At 69.8% G+C, this 19,975-nt stretch carries 22 protein-coding genes and 1 tRNA gene; 10 read left to right on the top strand and 13 right to left on the bottom strand.

The features are described 5' to 3' along the window. The first annotated feature begins 39 nt into the window (after positions 1 to 39). The 4 genes from ACTU3I_RS08680 (at position 40) to ACTU3I_RS08665 (ending at position 4,622) form a co-directional block, all read left to right on the top strand. Positions 40 to 1,689 (top strand): DNA repair helicase XPB, encoded by a 1,650-nt coding sequence (locus ACTU3I_RS08680; RefSeq protein WP_442925259.1) that lies wholly within the window; start codon positions 40 to 42, stop codon positions 1,687 to 1,689. A gap of 56 nt (positions 1,690 to 1,745) precedes the next feature. Next, positions 1,746 to 2,438 carry a response regulator transcription factor gene (locus ACTU3I_RS08675; protein ID WP_442925258.1) on the top strand — a complete coding sequence of 231 codons (693 nt, stop codon included), beginning with the start codon at positions 1,746 to 1,748 and terminating at the stop codon, positions 2,436 to 2,438. A 132-nt stretch (positions 2,439 to 2,570) separates the two neighbouring features. After that, positions 2,571 to 4,199, top strand: coding sequence for a sensor histidine kinase (locus ACTU3I_RS08670; RefSeq protein WP_442925314.1), 1,629 nt, complete (start codon positions 2,571 to 2,573; stop codon positions 4,197 to 4,199). 135 nt (positions 4,200 to 4,334) lie between these two features. Then, positions 4,335 to 4,622 carry a WXG100 family type VII secretion target gene (locus tag ACTU3I_RS08665; protein ID WP_442925257.1) on the top strand — a complete coding sequence of 96 codons (288 nt, stop codon included), beginning with the start codon at positions 4,335 to 4,337 and terminating at the stop codon, positions 4,620 to 4,622. Between the two features lie 127 nt (positions 4,623 to 4,749). On the opposite strand, the gene groL is transcribed toward ACTU3I_RS08665, so the two are convergent. The 5 genes from groL to ACTU3I_RS08640 all read right to left on the bottom strand — a co-directional run bounded on the left by groL (position 4,750) and on the right by ACTU3I_RS08640 (position 8,750). Continuing rightward, positions 4,750 to 6,369, bottom strand: a complete 1,620-nt coding sequence (gene groL / locus ACTU3I_RS08660; RefSeq protein ID WP_442925256.1) for a chaperonin GroEL — start codon at positions 6,367 to 6,369, stop codon at positions 4,750 to 4,752. Between the two features lie 182 nt (positions 6,370 to 6,551). Further along, positions 6,552 to 6,752 (bottom strand): cold-shock protein, encoded by a 201-nt coding sequence (locus ACTU3I_RS08655; protein ID WP_442925313.1) that lies wholly within the window; start codon positions 6,750 to 6,752, stop codon positions 6,552 to 6,554. A gap of 130 nt (positions 6,753 to 6,882) precedes the next feature. Next, entirely contained in the window at positions 6,883 to 7,476 is a 594-nt protein-coding gene (locus ACTU3I_RS08650) for a LytR C-terminal domain-containing protein (RefSeq protein ID WP_442925255.1), read from the bottom strand. A gap of 29 nt (positions 7,477 to 7,505) precedes the next feature. Beyond that, a complete protein-coding gene (locus ACTU3I_RS08645) occupies positions 7,506 to 7,751 on the bottom strand; it encodes a DUF3263 domain-containing protein (protein WP_442925254.1) in 246 nt (81 codons plus the stop codon). 9 nt (positions 7,752 to 7,760) lie between these two features. Continuing rightward, on the bottom strand, positions 7,761 to 8,750 hold the full coding sequence (locus ACTU3I_RS08640) for a DUF2332 family protein (RefSeq protein WP_442925253.1): 990 nt from the start codon (positions 8,748 to 8,750) through the stop codon (positions 7,761 to 7,763). Between the two features lie 63 nt (positions 8,751 to 8,813). Here ACTU3I_RS08640 and msrB point away from each other — a divergent pair, with 63 nt between their 5' ends. Then, the gene (gene msrB / locus ACTU3I_RS08635) at positions 8,814 to 9,221 is read left to right on the top strand and encodes a peptide-methionine (R)-S-oxide reductase MsrB (protein WP_442925252.1); all 408 of its coding nucleotides are present in this window, start codon (positions 8,814 to 8,816) and stop codon (positions 9,219 to 9,221) included. Then, positions 9,218 to 9,781: a nitroreductase family protein gene (locus tag ACTU3I_RS08630; protein ID WP_442925251.1), complete on the top strand. Its 564-nt coding sequence runs from the start codon at positions 9,218 to 9,220 to the stop codon at positions 9,779 to 9,781. Before msrB ends, ACTU3I_RS08630 begins: the two co-directional genes overlap by 4 nt. Here the strand turns inward: ACTU3I_RS08630 and ACTU3I_RS08625 are convergent. From ACTU3I_RS08625 to ACTU3I_RS08605, 5 genes are all read right to left on the bottom strand, one after another. Then, positions 9,778 to 10,725, bottom strand: a complete 948-nt coding sequence (locus ACTU3I_RS08625) for a DMT family transporter (protein WP_442925250.1) — start codon at positions 10,723 to 10,725, stop codon at positions 9,778 to 9,780. The genes ACTU3I_RS08630 and ACTU3I_RS08625 overlap by 4 nt on opposite strands. 83 nt (positions 10,726 to 10,808) lie before the next feature. Further along, the gene (locus ACTU3I_RS08620; RefSeq protein ID WP_442925249.1) at positions 10,809 to 11,243 is read right to left on the bottom strand and encodes a hypothetical protein; all 435 of its coding nucleotides are present in this window, start codon (positions 11,241 to 11,243) and stop codon (positions 10,809 to 10,811) included. A gap of 149 nt (positions 11,244 to 11,392) precedes the next feature. Next, positions 11,393 to 11,465: transfer RNA gene (locus ACTU3I_RS08615), tRNA-Thr, on the bottom strand. A 337-nt stretch (positions 11,466 to 11,802) separates the two neighbouring features. Continuing rightward, entirely contained in the window at positions 11,803 to 12,033 is a 231-nt protein-coding gene (locus ACTU3I_RS08610) for a hypothetical protein (RefSeq protein WP_442925248.1), read from the bottom strand. Between the two features lie 53 nt (positions 12,034 to 12,086). Beyond that, on the bottom strand, positions 12,087 to 13,064 hold the full coding sequence (locus ACTU3I_RS08605; RefSeq protein WP_442925247.1) for a DsbA family protein: 978 nt from the start codon (positions 13,062 to 13,064) through the stop codon (positions 12,087 to 12,089). Between the two features lie 217 nt (positions 13,065 to 13,281). On the opposite strand from ACTU3I_RS08605, the gene ACTU3I_RS08600 reads away from it, so the two are divergent. Both ACTU3I_RS08600 and ACTU3I_RS08595 read left to right on the top strand, forming a co-directional pair. Continuing rightward, positions 13,282 to 14,385 carry an ABC transporter ATP-binding protein gene (locus ACTU3I_RS08600; protein ID WP_442925246.1) on the top strand — a complete coding sequence of 368 codons (1,104 nt, stop codon included), beginning with the start codon at positions 13,282 to 13,284 and terminating at the stop codon, positions 14,383 to 14,385. Between the two features lie 68 nt (positions 14,386 to 14,453). Further along, on the top strand, positions 14,454 to 15,761 hold the full coding sequence (locus ACTU3I_RS08595) for a DUF4032 domain-containing protein (protein ID WP_442925245.1): 1,308 nt from the start codon (positions 14,454 to 14,456) through the stop codon (positions 15,759 to 15,761). On the opposite strand, the gene ACTU3I_RS08590 is transcribed toward ACTU3I_RS08595, so the two are convergent. Together ACTU3I_RS08590 and ACTU3I_RS08585 are read right to left on the bottom strand one after the other, a co-directional pair. Then, the gene (locus ACTU3I_RS08590) at positions 15,758 to 16,399 is read right to left on the bottom strand and encodes an NAD(P)-dependent oxidoreductase (RefSeq protein ID WP_442925244.1); all 642 of its coding nucleotides are present in this window, start codon (positions 16,397 to 16,399) and stop codon (positions 15,758 to 15,760) included. The genes ACTU3I_RS08595 and ACTU3I_RS08590 overlap by 4 nt on opposite strands. Before the next feature lie 127 nt (positions 16,400 to 16,526). Continuing rightward, positions 16,527 to 17,555, bottom strand: a complete 1,029-nt coding sequence (locus tag ACTU3I_RS08585) for a ketopantoate reductase family protein (protein WP_442925243.1) — start codon at positions 17,553 to 17,555, stop codon at positions 16,527 to 16,529. Positions 17,556 to 17,699: 144 nt separating this feature from the next. Here ACTU3I_RS08585 and ACTU3I_RS08580 point away from each other — a divergent pair, with 144 nt between their 5' ends. Both ACTU3I_RS08580 and ACTU3I_RS08575 read left to right on the top strand, forming a co-directional pair. Next, a complete protein-coding gene (locus ACTU3I_RS08580) occupies positions 17,700 to 18,011 on the top strand; it encodes a Dabb family protein (RefSeq protein WP_442925242.1) in 312 nt (103 codons plus the stop codon). A gap of 5 nt (positions 18,012 to 18,016) precedes the next feature. After that, positions 18,017 to 19,072, top strand: coding sequence for a zinc-dependent alcohol dehydrogenase (locus ACTU3I_RS08575; RefSeq protein ID WP_442925312.1), 1,056 nt, complete (start codon positions 18,017 to 18,019; stop codon positions 19,070 to 19,072). An 11-nt stretch (positions 19,073 to 19,083) separates the two neighbouring features. Here the strand turns inward: ACTU3I_RS08575 and ACTU3I_RS08570 are convergent, their stop codons facing one another. Continuing rightward, complete coding sequence (locus tag ACTU3I_RS08570) at positions 19,084 to 19,770, bottom strand: helix-turn-helix domain-containing protein (protein WP_442925241.1); 687 nt, start codon at positions 19,768 to 19,770, stop codon at positions 19,084 to 19,086. Positions 19,771 to 19,975 lie beyond the last annotated feature (205 nt).

Below are 19,975 nucleotides of genomic sequence, written 5' to 3'. Positions count from 1 at the left end.
GGAGCCGAGGCGACCGGGGCGGCGGTAGAATCGAAGGCTATGGTTGACGGCCCCTTGATCGTGCAGAGCGACCGGACTGTGCTCCTCGAAGTCGCCCACCCCGATGCGGAGAGCGCGCGGCACGAGCTCGCCGTGTTCGCGGAGCTGGAGCGCGCGCCAGAGCACATCCACACCTATCGCATCACGCGGCTGGGCCTGTGGAACGCCCGCGCCGCCGGCCACGACGCCGACGACATGCTGGGCACCCTCGATCGCTGGTCGCGCTTCCCGGTCCCCGCGTCGGTCTCCATCGACATCCGCGAGACCGTCGGTCGATACGGCCGCCTCGTGATCGAGCGCGACGACGAAGGCGTGCTGGTCCTGCGCTCGACCGACCCGGCGGTGCTGACCGAGGTGGCGCGGAACAAGCGCATCTCCCCGCTGCTCATCGGTCATCCCTCCCCCGACTCGTACGTCGTCGACGCGTGGGCACGCGGCCACATCAAGCAGGAGCTGCTGAAGATCGGCTGGCCGGCCGAGGATCGCGCCGGGTACACGCCGGGGACGCCGCATCCGATCGACCTCGACGAGAGCGAATGGCACCTGCGGCCCTACCAGCTCCAGGCGGTGGAGGCCTTCTCGGAAGGCGGGTCGGGTGTCGTCGTGCTCCCCTGCGGCGCCGGCAAGACGCTCGTGGGCGCGGGCGCCATGGCGGGGACCAAGACGACGACTCTCATCCTCGTCACCAACACCGTCAGCGCACGTCAGTGGCGGGACGAGCTGTTGCGCCGCACCTCCCTCACCGCGGAGGAGATCGGCGAGTACTCCGGGCAGGTCAAGGAGATCAAGCCCGTGACCATCGCCACCTACCAGATCCTCACGGCCAAGCGCGGCGGGCAGTACGCCCACCTCGCGCTCCTGGACGCGCTCGACTGGGGCCTCATCGTCTACGACGAGGTGCATCTCCTCCCCGCACCGGTCTTCAAGCTCACCGCCGACCTGCAGGCCCGTCGCCGGCTGGGTCTGACCGCGACCCTCGTTCGCGAGGACGGCCGCGAGGGCGACGTGTTCAGCCTCATCGGCCCCAAGCGGTTCGACGCGCCGTGGAAGGAGATCGAGGCGCAGGGGTTCATCTCCCCCGCCGCCTGCTATGAGGTGCGGATCGATCTGCCCGACGGCGACCGGCTGGAGTACGCCGCTGCCGCCGACGAAGACCGCTATCGCCTCGCCGCGACGGCACCGGCGAAGATCGAGGTGGTCCGCGGACTGGTGCAGCGCCACGAGGGCGAGCGCATCCTCGTGATCGGGCAGTACCTCGATCAGATCGACATCCTGGCGGAGGCTCTGGATGCTCCGCAGATCACGGGGTCCACGCCGGTGTCCGAGCGCGAGGAGCTCTTCCAGGCCTTCCGCGAGGGCACGATCTCGCTGCTGGTGGTGTCGAAGGTGGCGAACTTCTCCGTCGACCTCCCCGAGGCATCCGTCGCCATCCAGGTCTCGGGCTCCTTCGGGTCGCGGCAGGAGGAGGCGCAGCGTCTCGGCCGGCTCCTGCGCCCCAAGACGAACGGTCACACCGCGAGCTTCTACACGCTCATCTCCCGCGACACCGTGGACCAGGATTTCGCGCAGAACCGCCAGCGCTTCCTCGCCGAGCAGGGGTACGCGTACACGATTCTCGACGCCGACGACCTGCTCGCTCCCGCCGCCTGACCCGCCGAACCGGTGATATCCAGCCACGGCATGGGTTGGGTCACGATAATGGCCCTATGACCGCACCGCGCATCCTCGTCGTGGACGACGAGCCGAACATCCGGGATCTGCTCATCACGAGCCTGCGATTCGCCGGATTCCAGGTCAGGGCCGTCTCCAACGGAGCCTCGACCATCTCTGCCGTGCTGGAGGAGGAGCCCGACCTCATCGTCTTGGACGTCATGCTTCCCGACATGAACGGATTCAGCGTCACCAAGCGCCTCCGTGGCGCCGGCTACACCGCACCCATCCTGTTCCTCACGGCGAAGGACGAGACCGAGGACAAGATCACCGGCCTCAACGCCGGCGGCGACGACTACGTCACGAAGCCCTTCAGCCTCGACGAGATCGTCGCGCGCATCCAGGCGATCCTCCGCCGGACGATGCAGGCCGACGAAGAGTCGGTGATCCGCGCCGGCGAGCTGACGATGGATCAGGACACGCACGACGTCACCGTCGGCGACGTCTCGATCGATCTCAGCCCCACCGAGTTCAAGCTCCTGCGCTACCTGATGCTCAACCCCAACCGCGTGCTGAGCAAGGCGCAGATCCTCGACCACGTCTGGGAGTACGACTTCAACGGCGACGCGGGCATCGTGGAGAGCTACATCTCCTACCTCCGCCGCAAGATCGACCCGCACTCGACCGAGCCGCTCATCCAGACCAAGCGCGGTTTCGGCTACATGCTGAAGGCCGGCAAGACCGCCTGAGCGGAGCACCTCCTGGCTGAGAAGCACGACGCAGTGACCCGCTGGTGGCGCGGGCTGAGCCTGCGCGCCAAGGTGACGGGCGTCACCGTCGGTCTGCTCGCCGTCGGGCTCGTCGCCGCCGGATTCGGCACGATGTGGTTCCTGCGCACCACCCTCGTGGCCAATGTCGACGAGCAGGTGCGCCTCCTGGCGTCGAGCAACATCGCGCAGACGGTCTTCGAGACCGAGGTGAAGGACGGCGTCATCGAGTTCCTGCCGCGCGACGACCTCGCCCCCACCGGCAGCATCGTCGTCGTCTATGGGCCGGGGGACGGGCCGTTGCTCGCCATCTACGACGGCACCTCCGTTAAGATGCACCCCGACCTGCCCGACACCTTCCCGCTGCAGGACACGTACATCAAGCTCGGCGAGCCGGTGGAGTACTACGACCCCGATACGGGCGCGGCCTTCCGGGCGACCGTCGACGTCCTTCCCATCGACGGCGTCACCGACGTCTTCACTCAGCTCGTGGCCGTCCCCCTCGCCTCCACCGAGCGCGTCGTAGCGTCGTACATCGGCATCTACGGCATCCTCGCGTTGCTGATCCTCGTCGCCAGCGCGCTCCTGACGCGGTGGCTCGTCACGCTGACCTTCCGCGGCCTCGGGCAGGTGGAGAACACGGCGATCTCGATCGCCACCGGCGACTTCAGCCAGCGCCTGACCGACGTCATCCCCGGGACCGAGGTCGGACGACTGAAGGCCGCGATCAACGCGATGCTCAGCCGAGTGGACGCCGCCATCCGCCAGCGCGACGCGACGGTCGGGCAGATGCGCCGGTTCATCGGCGATGCCAGCCACGAGCTGCGCACGCCCCTCGTGACCGTGCGCGGATACGCGGAGCTGTACCGGATGGGAGCGATCCGCGGCGATGAGGAGATCGCCCAGGCGATGGAACGCATCGAGAAGGAGGCGATCCGGATGGGGGTGCTCGTCGAGGACCTCCTCGCCCTCGCCCGTCTCGACGAGCGACGCGACGTGATGATCGTGCCCGTGGATCTCCGCCCCATCGCCCGCGACGCCGCGCTCGACCTGCGCGCCGCTTCGCCGCTTCGGGAAGTCACCGTCGAGGACACGACGCTGGCCGAGGGCCCGCAGGTCACCATGACGATCACCGTCGATCCGCCGCTGGCGTCCTCCTCGCCGAGGGAAGAGGCGCGGCGCCGCCCCGCCGCCACGTCGGCGATCGCCCTGGCGGGTGCGACGCTCTCGCGCCTACGCCGACGCCCGCGCACGGCCTCGGAGCCCACCGACACCGGCGAGCAGGAGCGACTCCTCCTCGCCCCGCCCGAACCCATCGTGCTGGGTGATGAGAATCGCATCCGCCAGGTCGTGGCGAACCTGCTGGGCAACGCTCGCCGCTTCACCAGTGACGACTCCCCCATCGGGCTGCGGATCGGCATCACACGCGCCGAGGAGTCGGGCGCGGAGGCGGATGCCGGGTGGATCGAGATCATCGACCACGGCGAGGGCATCCCCGAGCAGATCCGCGAGCAGATCTTCCAGCGCTTCTGGCGCGCCGACACCTCCCGCGCACGTGAGACCGGCGGGTCGGGTCTGGGATTGTCCATCGTGGCGTCCATCGTCGAGGCGCTACACGGCACGGTCTCGGTGTCGGAGACGCCCGGAGGGGGAGCCACCTTCCGCGTGGCCTTCCCGCTGGCGCCGCCCGCCGCAGCGGACGAGATCGCCGACACGCGCCCCGTTCCCCGCGTCACCGGCTGACTGCCGCGCCGGATCGCGTCACCCCTCCTCCCCAGCGGCGATCGGCGAGGCGTTGCCCACCGGGCCTCCCGCTTGGACGAAGAGCGGTCGGCGCGGCCGCCTAGCGTGACGACGAACCGAACAAGGGAGCTCTTCATGGCCGTCTTCACCGTCGACAGCGACGCCGTCTTCGCCGCATCGGGCGCGATCCGCGGGAGCGTGGACCGACTGGAGTCCGAATCCGCCTCGTTGCTCGCCCAGCTCACGCAGCTGCAGGGCTCGTGGACGGGCAGTGCCTCGGCGGCGTTCGCCGGGGTGGTGGAGCGCTGGCGCGCCACCCAGCGGGAGGTCGCGGCCTCGCTGGCCGAGATCGACCGCGCCCTGACGATCGCCGGGCGGCAGTACGCGGACGTCGAGCAGGCCAGCACGAGCCTCTTCCGCTGACCTGACACCGCGAGGGGTCGCGACACGCGGCAACGCACCGCCGACATGCCGCCGGATGCGACCCCTCGCAGAACGGCAGAGGGCCTCTTCCCGAAGGAAGAGGCCCTCTGTGCGTCTCAGCGGTGGATCAGAAGTCCATGCCGCCGGTCGGGTCGGCCGGAGCCGCCGCAGCCTTCTCGGGCTTGTCGGCGACGACCGCCTCGGTGGTGAGGAACAGGCCCGCGATCGACGCGGCGTTCTGCAGCGCCGAGCGCGTGACCTTCGCCGGGTCGATGATGCCCTGCGCGAACAGGTCGCCGTACTCACCGGTGGCGGCGTTGAGGCCCCAACCGGCTTCCAGCTCTGCGACCTTGTTCGCCACGACACCGGGCTCCAGACCGGCGTTCAGCGCGATCTGCTTGAGCGGGGCCTCGATGGCGACGCGGACGATGTTCGCACCCGTGGCCTCGTCACCCTCGAGGGACAGGCCCTCGAACGCGACCTTGCCGGCCTGGATGAGCGCGACGCCACCACCGGGGACGATGCCCTCCTCGACGGCAGCCTTCGCGTTGCGAACGGCGTCCTCGATGCGGTGCTTGCGCTCCTTGAGCTCGACCTCGGTCGCCGCGCCCGCCTTGATGACGGCGACGCCGCCGGCGAGCTTGGCGAGGCGCTCCTGGAGCTTCTCGCGGTCGTAGTCGCTGTCGGTGTTCTCGATCTCGCGACGGATCTGGGTCACGCGACCCTCGATCTGAGCGGAGTCACCGGCACCCTCGACGATGGTGGTCTCGTCCTTGGTGATGATGACCTTGCGGGCACGGCCGAGCAGGTCGACTGTCGCGTTCTCGAGCTTGAGGCCCACCTCTTCGGTGATGACCTGGCCGCCGGTGAGGATCGCGATGTCCTGCAGCTGCGCCTTGCGACGGTCGCCGAAGCCGGGAGCCTTGACGGCAGCCGACTTGAAGATGCCGCGGATCTTGTTGAGCACGAGCGTCGCGAGAGCCTCGCCCTCGACGTCCTCAGCGATGATGAGGAGCTCCTTGCCCTCCTGGATCACCTTGTCGACGATGGGCAGCAGATCCTTGATGTTCGAGATCTTCTGGTTCGCGATCAGGATGTAGGGGTCTTCGAAGACCGCTTCCTGGCGCTCCGGGTCGGTCACGAAGTAGGGGTTGATGTAGCCCTTGTCGAAGCGCATGCCCTCGGTGAGCTCGAGCTCGGTGCCGAAGGTGTTCGACTCCTCGACGGTGACGACGCCTTCCTTGCCGACCTTGTCGATCGCCTCGGCGATCAGCTCGCCGATGGCGGGGTCAGCGGCAGAGATCGAAGCCGTGGCAGCGATCTGCTCCTTGGACTCGACCTCCTTGGCGCCGTTGAGGAGCTCGTCGGTGATGGCCTTGACGGCCTTCTCGATGCCCTTCTTGAGCGAGATGGGGTCGGCGCCGGCGGCGACGTTGCGAAGGCCCTCGCGGACGAGCGCCTGAGCGAGGACGGTCGCGGTGGTGGTTCCGTCACCGGCGACGTCGTCGGTCTTCTTGGCGACCTCCTTGACCAGCTCAGCGCCGATCTTCTCGTAAGGGTCGTCGAGTTCGATCTCCTTGGCGATCGAGACACCGTCGTTCGTGATCGTGGGTGCGCCCCACTTCTTCTCGAGCACGACGTTGCGACCGCGGGGGCCGAGCGTCACCTTGACGGCGTCGGCGAGGATGTTCAGGCCGCGCTCGAGGCCGCGACGAGCCTCCTCGTCGAAAGCGATGATCTTTGCCATGTGTGTGTCGTCCCTCCCGGACGGTGGGTGTCAGTCATTAGCACTCAACAAACACGAGTGCTAAATCATTCTGGCACTCGCCCCTGGGGAGTGCAAGCCGCGACCGGGGGGAAGTCGTCGCATCCGGACATGTTTCGTCCCCGCATCCGACACGGGATGCGGGGACGAAGTGCGAGGACGCGTCAGACCACGCGGACCGATTCGGCCTGCGGACCCTTCTGACCGGCGCCGACGGTGAACTCGACGGTCTGACCCTCTTCGAGGACGCGGAAGCCCGTCATGTCGATGTTCGAGTAATGGACGAAGACGTCCTGGCCGTCGCCGGAGGTGATGAAGCCGAAACCCTTCTCGGCGTTGAACCATTTGACAGTGCCCTGGGCCATGCTGATCTCCTGCTGTTGCGACGGGACGATCGTCATCGTAACCACGACGCGCGGGCCGAAATCGCCCGCTCGGGCAACTGTTGCACGGCCGCATCGAACTGTTTACCGGCCCGAAACACGGGCCCGGAAATCAGGATGCCGGGGTCTCCGCGGGCGGCGAGACGCGATCCAGGCCCAGCACGACGGTCAGCTGGCGACCGGCCTCGTTCTCCTCGGTCGCGGGATCATCGGGCGGCAGGTATTGCGTGCTCTCGGCGATCTCCGCGCCGCCGATGACCTCGGCCAGCCCGAGCGCCGCGGCCTCGTCATCGGGCGAGGCGTAATAGATCGTCGTCGTCTCGAAATCGGTGCTGCCGGCCGCTCCCGCGTTGACCGAATCGGCGGGCCAGCCGGCGGCGACGACCACGTCGCGCACTTGCGTGGCCAGCCCCTCCTGCCCGGTGGCGTTGAGGACCAGGACCGGGAACGACGTGTCGATGACCGGCTCGATCTGCGGAGGCAGGGGGGTGGAGGAGGGCGCAGCCTCCGGGGCGAGCGAGATGCGCCCCGACACCAGCAGTGCGCCGAAGATCCCCGCCGCCAGCAGCACGACGGTGGCCAGGGCCGCCCAGAGGAAGACCACGCCGCCGCGCATGCGGGGGTTCTCCGCCCGGTGAGCGCCCACGCGACCCGTCTCGGGCGCGATGTCGTCGAAGCGGTCGGGCGGGAAGGTCGTTCGGGCCACGCTCCGATGCTACCGGGGCCGCGCGCAGATCACCGTGCGCCCGTTCGCGCTTCCCGCACGGCGGCGCGGGTGTCGCGGAGGCGGCGGAGGCGGCGGATGAGCAGCGGATCGTGCTCCAGCGCCTCGGCGGTGTCGATCAACCGGGCGAGCAGCTGGTAATAGCGCGCCGGCGGCATGTCGAACTCCGCGCGGATGGCTTCTTCCTTCGCGCCGCCATGGCGGCGCCACTCCGCCTCGAAGGCGAGCAGGGCGCGATCGCGGTCGGAGAGGGGCACGTGCTCACGCTACGACGGGTGCTTCCGCGCACCGGGGAGCCACGCCACGGAAGCGCCGAGAGGGTCCACTGCGGCGAGGACGACGCCGTCGAGTGCGAGGGCGAACCCGCCCGGCCAGGGCTCGGGGATGCGGTCCCAGCCGTCATGGAGCCCCGGCTCGTCGAGCGTGATCCATCGCCCGGCGGCGCGCGCCCGGTCGATCAGGTCGTGGCGTCGCGCCCGGGGGATGTGGGCGAGCACGCCGGGAGTGGTCACCACGAGCGTGGCGTCGCGCGGCGCGGTCACCGCCACCTCCGCGAGCCGCTCGGCGGCGTCACCGGCCACCAGCTGCGGCGGATCGACGGCCGCGATGTCCAACGCCGCCGTGATGCGCTCGATCCTCCCCTCCTCCCCCGGCCACACCAGGCCGGTGAGCCACGCGCGGTCCGCCGCATCACGGGCATCTCGCGGGTCGAGGTCGATGCCCGCGCGCCAGACGACATCGGGCAGCCGCAGGGGCGGGTCGCCGTCCAGGTCGCTCACCAGCACCACGGCGCTCTCCCCCGCCGGCGGATCGAGCGCGACGCCGCCGCGAGGCGTGCGATAGCGGTACGAGTAGCGGTCGGGGTAGAGGCAGAGCCCGGCGCTGGCGCCGATCTCCAGCAGCGCGATCGGACCGTCGATCGCGCTGAGAGCGGGAAGGATCGCCGCGCAGCGAAGCGGTTCGTTGGTCTGGATGCTCCGCACCGCGCACTCCGCCACGACCCCGTCGGCGTGCGCGCGGAGCCACGACGCCCAGGAGGCGAAATCCGCCTCGGGGGCCCCGAGGAAGCGGGTCACCGCGAACACCAACGGCGGCTGGCGGCGGGTGGGCGGGATCCGCGCCAGCACGGCCGCCACCTCCGGGGTCCGGGCCACGCCGCGCGCCCATTCCGCGTACAGTTCCGAACGACCGGGCGCCTCGTCTCGCGCGAACCTCGCGTAGCGGCTCACGACGGCGGCGACCGCATCCTGTTCCATCCCGGCATTATCGCCGCCGAGGTGCCGGCGTCGGGTTGAATGGAGGGTGGAAGGGATCTCCTCATGACCTACGCCGTGAACAAGTCCGACGAGCAGTGGCGGGCAGAGCTGTCGCCCGAGCAATACGCCGTGCTCCGCCAGGCCGGCACGGAGCGCGCCTGGACCGGAGAGCTCCTCGACGAGAGCCGCGCGGGGCTGTACACCTGCGCCGCGTGCGGCGCGGAGCTGTTCCAAAGCGGCACGAAGTTCGACTCGCACTGCGGATGGCCGAGCTTCTACGAGTCGGTGCGACCGGAGGCTGTCGAACTCATCGAGGACCGCAGCCACGGCATGGTGCGCACCGAGGTGCGCTGCGCGAACTGCGGCTCGCACCTCGGTCACGTCTTCCCCGACGGCTTCGGCACCCCCACCGGCGACCGATACTGCATGAACTCGCTGTCGCTGAACTTCGCACCCGAGTCAGAGGCGTGACGGCCCTCGAGGCCGTCAGGGCGCGCCGCTCGTGGTCTCGCGTCACCGATGACGCGCCCACACCGTCGGAGCTGGCGGAACTCGTCTCGGCTGCCGGACGCGTGGCCGACCATTCCTCGCTCCGCCCGTGGCGCCTCATCGAGCTGCGCGGAAGCGACCGGGATCGCCTGGGCCGCGCGATCAGCAAGGCCTCCGGCGATAAGGGCCGGTCGTCCAAGCCGCTGCGCGCGCCTCTCCTCGTGGCGATCGTGGCGACCTACCGCAAGAGCGAGAAGGTGCCGCGGTGGGAGCAGGAGGCGGTGGCCTCGGGAGTCGCCCACACCCTGAGCCTGCTCCTGGATGAAGCCGGATGGGGCGTCATCTGGCGCACCGGCTGGTACACGCGCCACAAGGCGGTCGCGAAGGCGCACGGCCTCGGCAAGAACGAGGCGCTCCTCGGCTGGCTGTACGTGGGAGGGAAACCCCCGACCGATCGCCCCGGCCGACGGAAGCCCGTCGAGGCCGCCGACCACCTGTCGCGCATGCCGGCGGGGAAGAAGCGCGAGGGCACGAAGGCCTAGGCGCTCTTGCGTCCGCCGCGTCGCCACGGCACCACCGCGACGGTGACACCGGCCAGCGCGATCGCGACGGCGACGAGCGCGACGGGGAGGGGCGGGGCGGACGGCGCCGGCCACACGGCATCCAGCAGTACCGACGACAGCAGCAGCCCGACGACCGAGCCGAGTCCGAGGAGCAGGACCCCCGTGGTGCGCACGACGGCGACCGACAGCGCGATGTAGGCGACGCCGAGCGCGCCGCCGACGTACAGCCACGGATCGGATGGCGGCGGTGCGGGCGGCCCAGCCACGAGGACATGCACCCCCGTCGCCACGGCGAGCGCCGCCGTGCCGCCGAAGAAGTTCACGAGGGTCGCCACGACGGGGCTGCCGATGCGGGATCCGAGAATGCCATTCGTGCCCTGCTGCCACGCGATCCCGGCTCCGGCCAGGAACGGCAGCAGCAGCATCCACCATGCCGTCGAGCCCGCGGCCGACGCGCACACGACGACCCCTGTCAGAGCGAGGGCCGCCCCGGCGATGCGGGGCATCGTGACCGCGACCGTGCCTCCCGGCCCGTACCCGACCCTGTCGAGCACCAGACCGTTCAGGGTCTGCCCGGCCACCACTCCCACCGTGAACAGCGCGACTCCGACGGTGGCGACCGTCAGTCCCTGCGTCGCCGTGGTCAGGGCGCCGCCCAGGCCGCCCAGCAGGACCCACCACGGCACCTGTCCGGTCCGGATGCCGCGCATCAGGCGGCGCGTCCCCGCCCGTCCCGCGGGGAGCACCGCGCACAGGACGATCAGGATCGCCAGCCCGGAACCGAAAGACACGAGGGCGGCGGCGTAGCCGTCGTTCAGCGCCCCACCCAGGGAGCCGTTCACCCGCGCCTGGACTGCCGTGGCCACGCCGATGAGCACGGCTGCCGCCACCGCCACCCAGAGGGGGATGCGTCGCTCGCTCACGTTCCTCCCGGGTGATCCGCCGGGACGATGTTACGGCCCCGCGGAGCGAGGTGGTGCCGCGGGGAGGGTGGGAGCGGTCGGTGTCAGGTGTCGCTGCGGCGTGGTGCGCCCGTCTCTCCCCCGTCGCGGTCGGTCGCGACGAACGGATCCACCTTGTCGGCCTTGCGCAGGGTCTCCGCCTGTTCCTGACGCCGGCGCGCCGCTTCCGCCGCGTGGACGTCGATGTCGGCCGCACGCTGCTCGGCCTCCAGATCGGCATGGATCGCCTGCGCCTTCGCTCGCTCGGACTCGGCGGTGGCCGCCGCCGCGTCGGCACGGGCCTGCGCCAGACCGGCCTCGTGCTCGCGCGCGCGGGCGTCCGCATCCCGGGCCTCGGCCCGGAGCTTCTCCGCGTGCTCGTGCTGGCGCCGCTGACGCCGCTCCCGGCGCCCCTTCGACGTGACGACGACAACGACGGCCGCGATCGCGAGCACCACCACGATGACGACGATGATCCAGATGAGGACTGTCGTATCCACGGTTCCTCCTTCGGTCGGCGCCCCGCGGCGCCTCCCTGCTCACGAAACGCCACCGTCGGCGGGCGGGTAAGAGACTTGTCAACCGCGCCGCGATGCACTAGCCCGTCGAGGCGCCACGCCTGCGGATCGCAGCGGGACCGAGCAGAGAGAGCCGACTGCGGGACTCGAACCCGCAACCCCCTAATTACAAGTTAGGTGCGCTACCAATTGCGCCAAGCCGGCGTACCCGCGCAGCGACGCGGATCGTAGGGAGAGGACGTGGGTGAGGTGACAGGCAGGCCGCACCAACCCCGCGCACTCCGCTCCTGAGCACCGAGTCTAGGGCGTCGGCCGCGCGCCTCTCACCGCCGCCTGCGCCACGGGGACGCCCATCCTCAGCCACGGGTCTGCGAGGCGAGCCACTCCCCGCATCGCGTGGCGTCAGTCCCCCGTGATCACGTCCCGAGCGGAGTGCATGTCACGAGCGGAGGGGCCCATGCCGCGCATCCGCACTCCCCTCGTGACACGCACTCCCCTCGGCACACGCACTCCCGCCGTGGCGCGGGCGAGGGCGCCGGGTCTATCGTTCCGAGCTGGCGGCGGCGTCCTGCTTGGCGCGCCGCCAGTTCACGGCGAAGAAGATCGCGGTGAGCACGATCACGACGCCCGCCGCACCGATGGGGGTCCACAGGGGGTCGAATCCGCTGAAGAGCGTGACCACGACATAGGCCACACCCGCGCACAGCGCGATGAGGAAGCTCGTGAGGAGGACTTTGCCGCGCGAGGGTGCGGGGCGGGAAACGTTCGACATCGATGGGCCTTCCGAGCAGGTGTCGGTTCAGGCTACCGGGTGAGCTCTTTCGATCAGGACGTGGGAGCCGGTGTCGGCTCCTCCGCCGAGGCCGACGGCGACGGTGTCGGAGTCGGAGTCGGAGTGCGGTAGTACGCGTCGCTCGCGACGGTCAGCACGAACTGGGCGAACTCCTTCGGGTCGCTCAGATCGCCGACGTACGGGGTGCCGTTGACCAGGATCGTCGGCGTCCCCATCAGCGCCACCCCATCGGTGTCGGGGATGCCGTTGAGGGCGCGATCGGTGGCGGACCGCGCCCAGGCCGCGAAGGAACCCTCCTCGATGCAGGTGCGCACCACCTTCGAGGCCGTGACACCTGCCGCCTGCGCGAGGTCGGCGAGCTCGTCGTCGCTCATGCCGTCGGAGTCGACAGCGGGCTGCTTGCGCAACAGCTCGTCGTTGTAGGCGTAGAACGTGTCGGGCGAGTACGTGGCGACGCAGGCTGCCGCGCCCGCCGCCCGCAGCGAGTACTTGGTGCCGTTGGACTTGGAAGTGAGCATGGCCACCGGGAAGTACGTCAGGGTGGCCGCGTCCTGGCTGACCCACTTCTTCAGCTGCGCGGAGTTCGCGATCTGGAACTCGCGAGCCCCGGTGGAGAGGTAGTCGACGTAGACGCGGATGTCGACGGCGCTGGCCACGGTCGGGGTGGGCGTCGGCGTCGGCTCTTCGGCGGTGACCTCCGGGTCTGCCTGACCGGTGCTGTCGTCCACCGTCGCGTCCTGACCGTCGGCGACCCCGGTCACCGAGGTGATCGCGAACCCGTCGTCCTGGGCGGCGAAGGGCTTCACCAGCGGCTTCGGGCCCATCTCGGTGAAGGCCCAGATCACCGCGAAGGTGCCACCGGCGACGACGATCAGCGCCGCGACACCCACGACCGCCCGGCGTACCCAGCGCGAGCGCGACTGCTTCGCCTGCACCAGCTGGGCCTTCTCGCGCACCGCTTCCCTGCGGTGACGTGTCGCAGGCACCTGCGGCGTCTCGTCGTTCGACATGAAACCTCTGAAACCGATCGTGGGCCGGGCATCCGGCGGGTCGCGCGGGTGGAGCGACCAAGAGTCGATGCTAGCCAGGCAGCCTGGGAAAAACCCAGACGCGGATGCTGCGTGGCATACTGAGGACGCGCCCACTGGCGGGCGTGCGGGCCAAGCCCCCGCTCATTCCTCACTACGGATCGTCCGGCACGTACCTGCCGGTGAAGGAGAAGAAAACATGGCGTCCGTCACGTTCGACAACGCAACCCGCCTGTACCCCGGGGGCACGCGCCCCGCCGTGGACAAGCTCAACCTCGAAGTGGGCGACGGCGAGTTCCTCGTCCTGGTCGGTCCCTCCGGATGCGGCAAGTCCACGTCCCTGCGCATGCTCGCCGGTCTCGAAGAGGTCAACTCCGGCCGCATCCTCATCGGCGACCGCGACGTCACCGACGTCCCGCCGAAGGACCGCGACATCGCGATGGTCTTCCAGAACTACGCGCTGTACCCGCACATGACGGTCGCCGAGAACATGGGCTTCGCCCTCAAGATCGCCGGCGTCGGCAAGGAAGAGCGCGCCTCGCGCGTTCTGGAGGCCGCCAAGCTCCTCGACCTCGAGGAGTACCTCACCCGCAAGCCGAAGGCCCTCTCCGGCGGCCAGCGGCAGCGCGTCGCCATGGGGCGCGCGATCGTGCGCCAGCCGCAGGTGTTCCTCATGGACGAGCCGCTGTCGAACCTCGACGCGAAGCTGCGCGTGCAGACGCGCACCCAGATCGCGTCGCTGCAGCGCCGCCTGGGCGTCACCACCGTCTACGTCACCCACGACCAGACCGAGGCGCTCACCATGGGCGACCGGATCGCAGTGCTCAAGGACGGCATCCTCCAGCAGGTCGGAAGCCCCCGCGACCTCTACGAGAAGCCGAACAACGTGTTCGTCGCCGGCTTCATCGGCTCCCCGGCCATGAACCTGTTCTCGGCCGACCTCGCCGAGGGCGGCGTGCTGTTCGGCGATGAGGTCGTCCCGCTGGATCGCGACACGGTCGGCCGCGCCAACGGCAGCCAGGTCACGGTCGGCGTCCGCCCCGAGGACATCGTGGTCGGCCCCGCCGACGGCAAGGGCCTCTCGGTGCATGTCGACCTCGTCGAGGAGCTCGGCGCCGACGGGTACCTCTACGGGCACACCGACATCAACGGCAAGCGCACCGATCTCGTCGCGCGCGTCGACGGCCGCAGCCACCCCAACGCGGGTGAGACCGTGACCCTCGCCGCCACCGCCGGCCACGTTCACGCGTTCGACGTCGACTCCGGCGAGCGTCTCAACGACAAGCCGGTCGTCTCGGCCTGACCGACATCCTGACGCGGCGCGGGCGGCCTGAGCGGCCCGCGCCGCGTCGGCATCTGCGGGAGGTTTCCGTGGCCGAGTCCCTCAACATCACCGCGAGCTCGGTCGACCCCGGCCTGCTGTCGCTGCCCTGGTCGACACCGCTCGGCGAATGGCCCAGCAGCACGATCGTGTATCTGCCCAAGGGGATCTCGCGCCACCTCGTCCGTTTCGCGAACCTCTCCGGCCGCGTCGTGGCCGTGAAGGAGACCACGGCCGAGATGGCGCGGCGCGAGTACGACATGCTCGGAAACCTTCACCGCCTCGCCGCGCCGTGCGTCGAGCGCGTCGCGGTGGTGGCGGGGCGGACGGATTCCTCCGGCGCGGCCCTTCCCGCCGCACTCGTGACGGCTCATCTGAGGTTCTCCCTCCCCTACCGCGCCCTCTTCACGCAGGTGCTCCGGCCGCACACCGCGACCCGCCTCGTGGATGCGCTCGCCGTCCTTCTCGTGCGCCTGCACAACGTCGGGTTCTTCTGGGGTGACGTCTCGCTGTCGAACACCCTCTTCCGCCGCGATGCGGGAGCGTTCGCGGCCTACCTCGTCGATGCCGAGACCGGCGAGCTGCACGAGAGCGGGCTGACGCGGGGACAGCGGGAGCACGATCTCGACGTCGCGCGCACCAACATCGCCGGCGAGATCATGGACCTCGAAGCGGGCGGGCGCCTGGAGGGCGGCATCGACGCCGTGCAGATCGCCGACGGGATCGTGTCGTCGTACCGCTCGTTGTGGGGGGCGCTCACCGACCGGGAGACGTTCGCCGTCGATGAGTCCTGGCGCATCACCGAGCGCGTGCAGCGCCTGAACGCGCTCGGATTCGACATCGGCGAGATGTCGATCGACACCACCCCTGACGGTACGCGGGTGTCCATCCAGCCGAAGGTCGTTGACGCCGGCCACCATCAGCGGCGTCTTCTTCGCCTCACCGGACTCGACGTCGAAGAGAACCAGGCGCGCCGGCTCCTCAACGACCTCGACGAATTCCGCGCCCGGGTGTCTCGGCTCGGATCCGACGAGGAGATGGTCGCGCACGAATGGCTGACGCGCGTGTTCGAGCCCGTGGTGATGGCGATCCCGTTCGATCTGCGGGCGAAGCTCGAGCCGGCCGAGGTGTTCCATCAGGTGCTCGAACACCGCTGGTACATGTCTCAGGCGCGCGGGCGCTCGGTTCCGATCGCCGAGGTGCTGACGTCCTACGTCGAAGACGTCCTCCGTCACCGCCGAGACGAGGCCACCGTCATGGGACCGCCCACCGACACCGTGTCGCTGCCGGTGCTCACCGAAGCGATCCCCGTCGTCGACGACGACGAGGATGCGGTGGACTGGCGCGATCTCGTCTAGTAGCCGACGGTGAAACGTCGGCCGGTGTGCGCCCCGGTCTCGATCTCGTCCACGATCGCCACCGCGAGGTCGAATCCGGAGATGAAGGATTCGCCGTCCTCCCCCACGACGAGCACGTCGCCGCCGTCGCGGTACCGGCCGGTGCGCTCGCCGGGAGCCCAGACGCCGAACCCTCCCGCCGGGTGCACGTAGAACCACTCGCGCCCACCGGTGCCCGACTGCAGGTCCTCGAGGACACCGATGGCCTCGAGGGCCTCGGGCTTGTAGTCCTCGGTGAACCCCTCGGTGTCGACCACGCGCGGACCGTCCGGCGCGACGAGGCTGCCGCCGGCCCCGCCGATCACGCCGACGCGCACCTCGGGCGCGAGCGCCGCGAACAGCTCCGCAAGCGCGGGCCGGACCTTTCCCAGCATGTCGCCGCGGGGAGCCACCGCCGACACGACGACCTCCACGCCCTCGAGCTCGCGAACGAGGGTCGGAACGTCGAGGATGTTGCCCTCGATGTACGTGGCGCCCTCGACGCGCTCGGACGGAACCGAGCGGGCGACCGAGACGACGGTGTGGCCGCGGTCCACCGCCTCACGAACGATGTGACTTCCGGCGTAGCCGGTTCCTCCGAGAACAGCGATACGAGCCACGTCCAGATCCTTTCGTCCAAGCAGGGTCACTCAGGCCAAGACGGCTACGCGCCCCGGTATTCCCGGCGGCCGCGGCGCCGCCGGCGCGCAGCGGTGCGGGATCGTCAGCACCGCGGAACGCGCCCGGTCACGCGAGAGCGTCGCGGAGCGCGTCCAGATGGGCGACGTCGGGCACCGCCTCGCGCCGCTCGATCCGACGAGCGAGCTCGACGACGCGCGTGTTGACCGGCGTCGGTATGCCCAGACGCGCCCCCTCGGCGTCGACATGGCCGTTGAGCTCGCCCGCCTCGGAGCGACGATCTTTGCGCCAGTCCTGCAGCACCGTGGTGGTCGCGCCCGGCACGACGAATCCCGCGAAGAGCTTGTCGGTCATGATGTCCACGACGCGCTCGGGGTCGGCGATCTCCTGCGGCTGCAGCCCGAAGATCGGAAGGACGGTGTGGCCGAGCGCCTGACCGACGGCGAGCGCCTCGTTGCCGGCCGCGACCATGACCTCGCGATAACCGGGAAGCGCGAGCGCGTCGAGCATGGGGAGACCCAGGATCGCCGACGTCACAAGCAGGGTGCAGTTGCTCACGAGCTTCATCCACTTGGCCGACTCGATGTCGTCGAAGGTGGCGACCGTCCCGCTCGTCGCCAGCAGCTCCCCCACCTCGGCGGCGCCGCCCTCGCGTCCGCCGTGGACCTCTCCCACGGCGTACCACGACCGATCCACACCCGTGTGCCGATGAACGATCCCCGGCTCCGTCATCGTGGCGGAGCATTCGATGACGGATCCGACCGTCCGGCGAGCCCCGACGACGTCCCGCACGATGGATGTCGTCATGCCGTTCTGCACACCGGCCAGCAGCCCGTCGGACGCCAGGTGCGGCTCGATCAGCTGCGCCGCCCACCGCGAGTCGTACGCCTTCACGAGCATCAGCACCACGTCGAAGTCCTCCGTCAGCTCGGCGACTTCGCACAGATGGATGACTCGGGGGCGCACGTGCAATTCGCCGGCATCGGAGAGGATGCGCAACCCATCGGCGCGCATCGCCTCCACGTGCGACGGCCATTGCTCGATGAGCGTCACGTCCCGCCCCGCGGCGATGAGATCCGCACCGATCGAGGCACCGTTGGCGCCGGCGCCGAGAACTGCGATCCGCTGATCCGACATGACGGTCCTCCCTCGCGGTGCCGCCAACGATACAGTAGGGATGTACACGATGACCGCACTTCTGCGCGGAAATGCCGGTCTCACCCGACGTCTGTTCAACTACACTTGACAGCATCCATTCACCCTCAATGAGGAGAGAACCGAATGATCCTCCACATCGCGACCTTCCGCTGGAAAGAGCACGTCGGACCGGCCGACGTCGACGCGCTGACGCAGGCCCTGCACGAGATGGCCGCGCAGATCCCGGAGATCCGGTCGTATTCGGCGGGCGCGAATCTCCACCTCCGGCCGGGCGGCAGCGATTTCGGGGTGGCCGCTCTCATGGATGACAAGGCGGGGCTCGACACCTATCTGGATCACCCGCTCCACCAAGAGGTCTATGCGTCTCTCCTCGGGAACATGCTCGCGGAGCGAAGCGCCGTGCAGCTCGAGGTCTCACAGGGCTCGTTCCAGTGAGCACCATGCGCGCCGCCGTGCTGCACGACGTCGGAGACCTGCGGGTCGAGGAGCGCCAGATCCCGGAACCGGGACCCGGCGAGGTCCGCATCAGGGTCGCCGTCTGCGGAGTCTGCGGCAGCGACGCCACCGAATTCGGACGCGGGCTCGTCCTCGCCGCCCCGCCGGTGACCCTCGGCCACGAGTTCACCGGAACTGTCGACGCGCTGGGACCCGGCGTGGACGATCTCCGGGTCGGTGACACCGTGGTCTGCGGGGCCGGCATCTCCTGCGGAACGTGCAAGCCGTGCCGGAGCGGCCGGACGAATCTGTGTCGCTCGTACACGACGCTCGGGTTCCACCACGACGGTGGTCTGGCCCAGTACGTCGTCGCGCCGGCCGCGATCGTGCTCGACGTCAGCGACTCGGGACTGAGCGATGACACCCTCGGACTCGCGCAGCCCATGGCGATCGCCGTCCATGCGGTGCGCCGGAGCGGACTGACCGCCGGCCAGGATGCCGTCATCATCGGCATCGGCGGTATCGGCGCCTTCATCACCGTCGCCGCCGCCGCGACCGGTGCACGCGTGCTCGTGGTCGATCTGAACCAGAGCCGGCTCGACCTGGCGCTCACCTTGGGGGCGAGCGAGGCGCTGCTGTCGGGCAGCATGCCCCTGGCGGAGAAGGTCGCCGAACTCGGATTCGACGTCGACGTCTTCTTCGAGGTGAGCGGGTCCGCACCCGGTCTGGCCTCCGTTCTGGAGACAGCCCGTCCCGGATCGACGATCGTGCCCGTCGGGATCCAGCGTGGTGAGCCCGCGCTGCCGCTGGGCTCGTGGACCCTTCGCGAGTACACGATCATCGGAACCGTGGCGCACGTCTTCCGCGACGACTTCCCGGAGGCCGTCAGGTTGCTCGGCACGCGGGAGGACTGGTCCGACATCGCCCGGCGGGTCGTCCCTCTCGACGGGCTCGTCGACGACGGGCTGCGCCCGCTGCTCGAGGGGGGCGGCACCCAGATCAAGACGCTGATCGACCCGTGGGCCACGTCGCCGCGTGCCGCGCAGCACGCGCGCTCCTGACCGACGAGAGGTCAGGAAAGCTCGTCCATCGCCCGCAGCACGTCCACGGCGGATGCCGGCGCGCCCCGGCCGAGCTCCGCACCCGGGGCGTCCGGCGTGCTTTGGTTGTGCAGGCGACGGCCGACGACGAACCACACCCCGCGCGCAACCGTGCTCCCGCGGTTGGAGTACAGGTGGGGTCGCAGCGAGTCGAACTGCAAGGAGTCGCCGGGGCGAAGCACGTGGGTGTCGAAATCGAGGTGCAGGGTGAGCTCACCCTCCAACAGGTAGGCGTACTCGACACCCGCGTGTCGCATGTGCTTGCCCTCGATGGAGCTGCTGGCCCCCGGCTGGTACGTGACGAGCAGGGCGTCGGCGGGGCCGCCCGCTCCCGCCGCCAGGCGCTCCCATCGCACGCCGTTCTCCATGTCGATGACGGGGTTGTCGTCGGCGTGCTGGACATCGGGGAGCGCATCGCCGTGGTGGCCGAACATCGATGGGGTGCGGGCCGCGGGAGCGGCGAGCCCGAGGAGCTCGTCCAGCGAGACGCCCAGGTGGTTGGCGAGGGCGTACAGCGTCGACACGGAGGGCTGCGTCTTTCCGATCTCGACCTGGGAGACGAGACTGGCCGAGACACCGAGCGCCTGTGCCACCGAGCGAAGGCTCAAGCCGCGCTGTTGGCGGGCCTGCCGCAGCCGTGACCCGAGACTGTCCGCCATGTCGTGACTCCCACCGTCGACGTCGGCCGACTCCGTGTGGTCAGCGATCGTGCTTGCGCCATTGTAAATGGCGGATGCCAGGACCACTGTCAAGCGTCGGTCGATACGCGCACCCCGAGAGGGAGGCGCTCGTCGCGCGAAACGGCGGTTCGCGACGTCTTCTGGCGATCCTCGCTCTTCAAGTGTTAAGTTGCACTGTACATAC

It is taken from the genome of Microbacterium sp. RD1 (assembly GCF_052220165.1).
Lineage (GTDB): Bacteria > Actinomycetota > Actinomycetes > Actinomycetales > Microbacteriaceae > Microbacterium.
The sequence above is the reverse complement of the archived record's forward strand: the minus strand, read 5'-3'. Positions and strand labels throughout refer to the sequence as shown.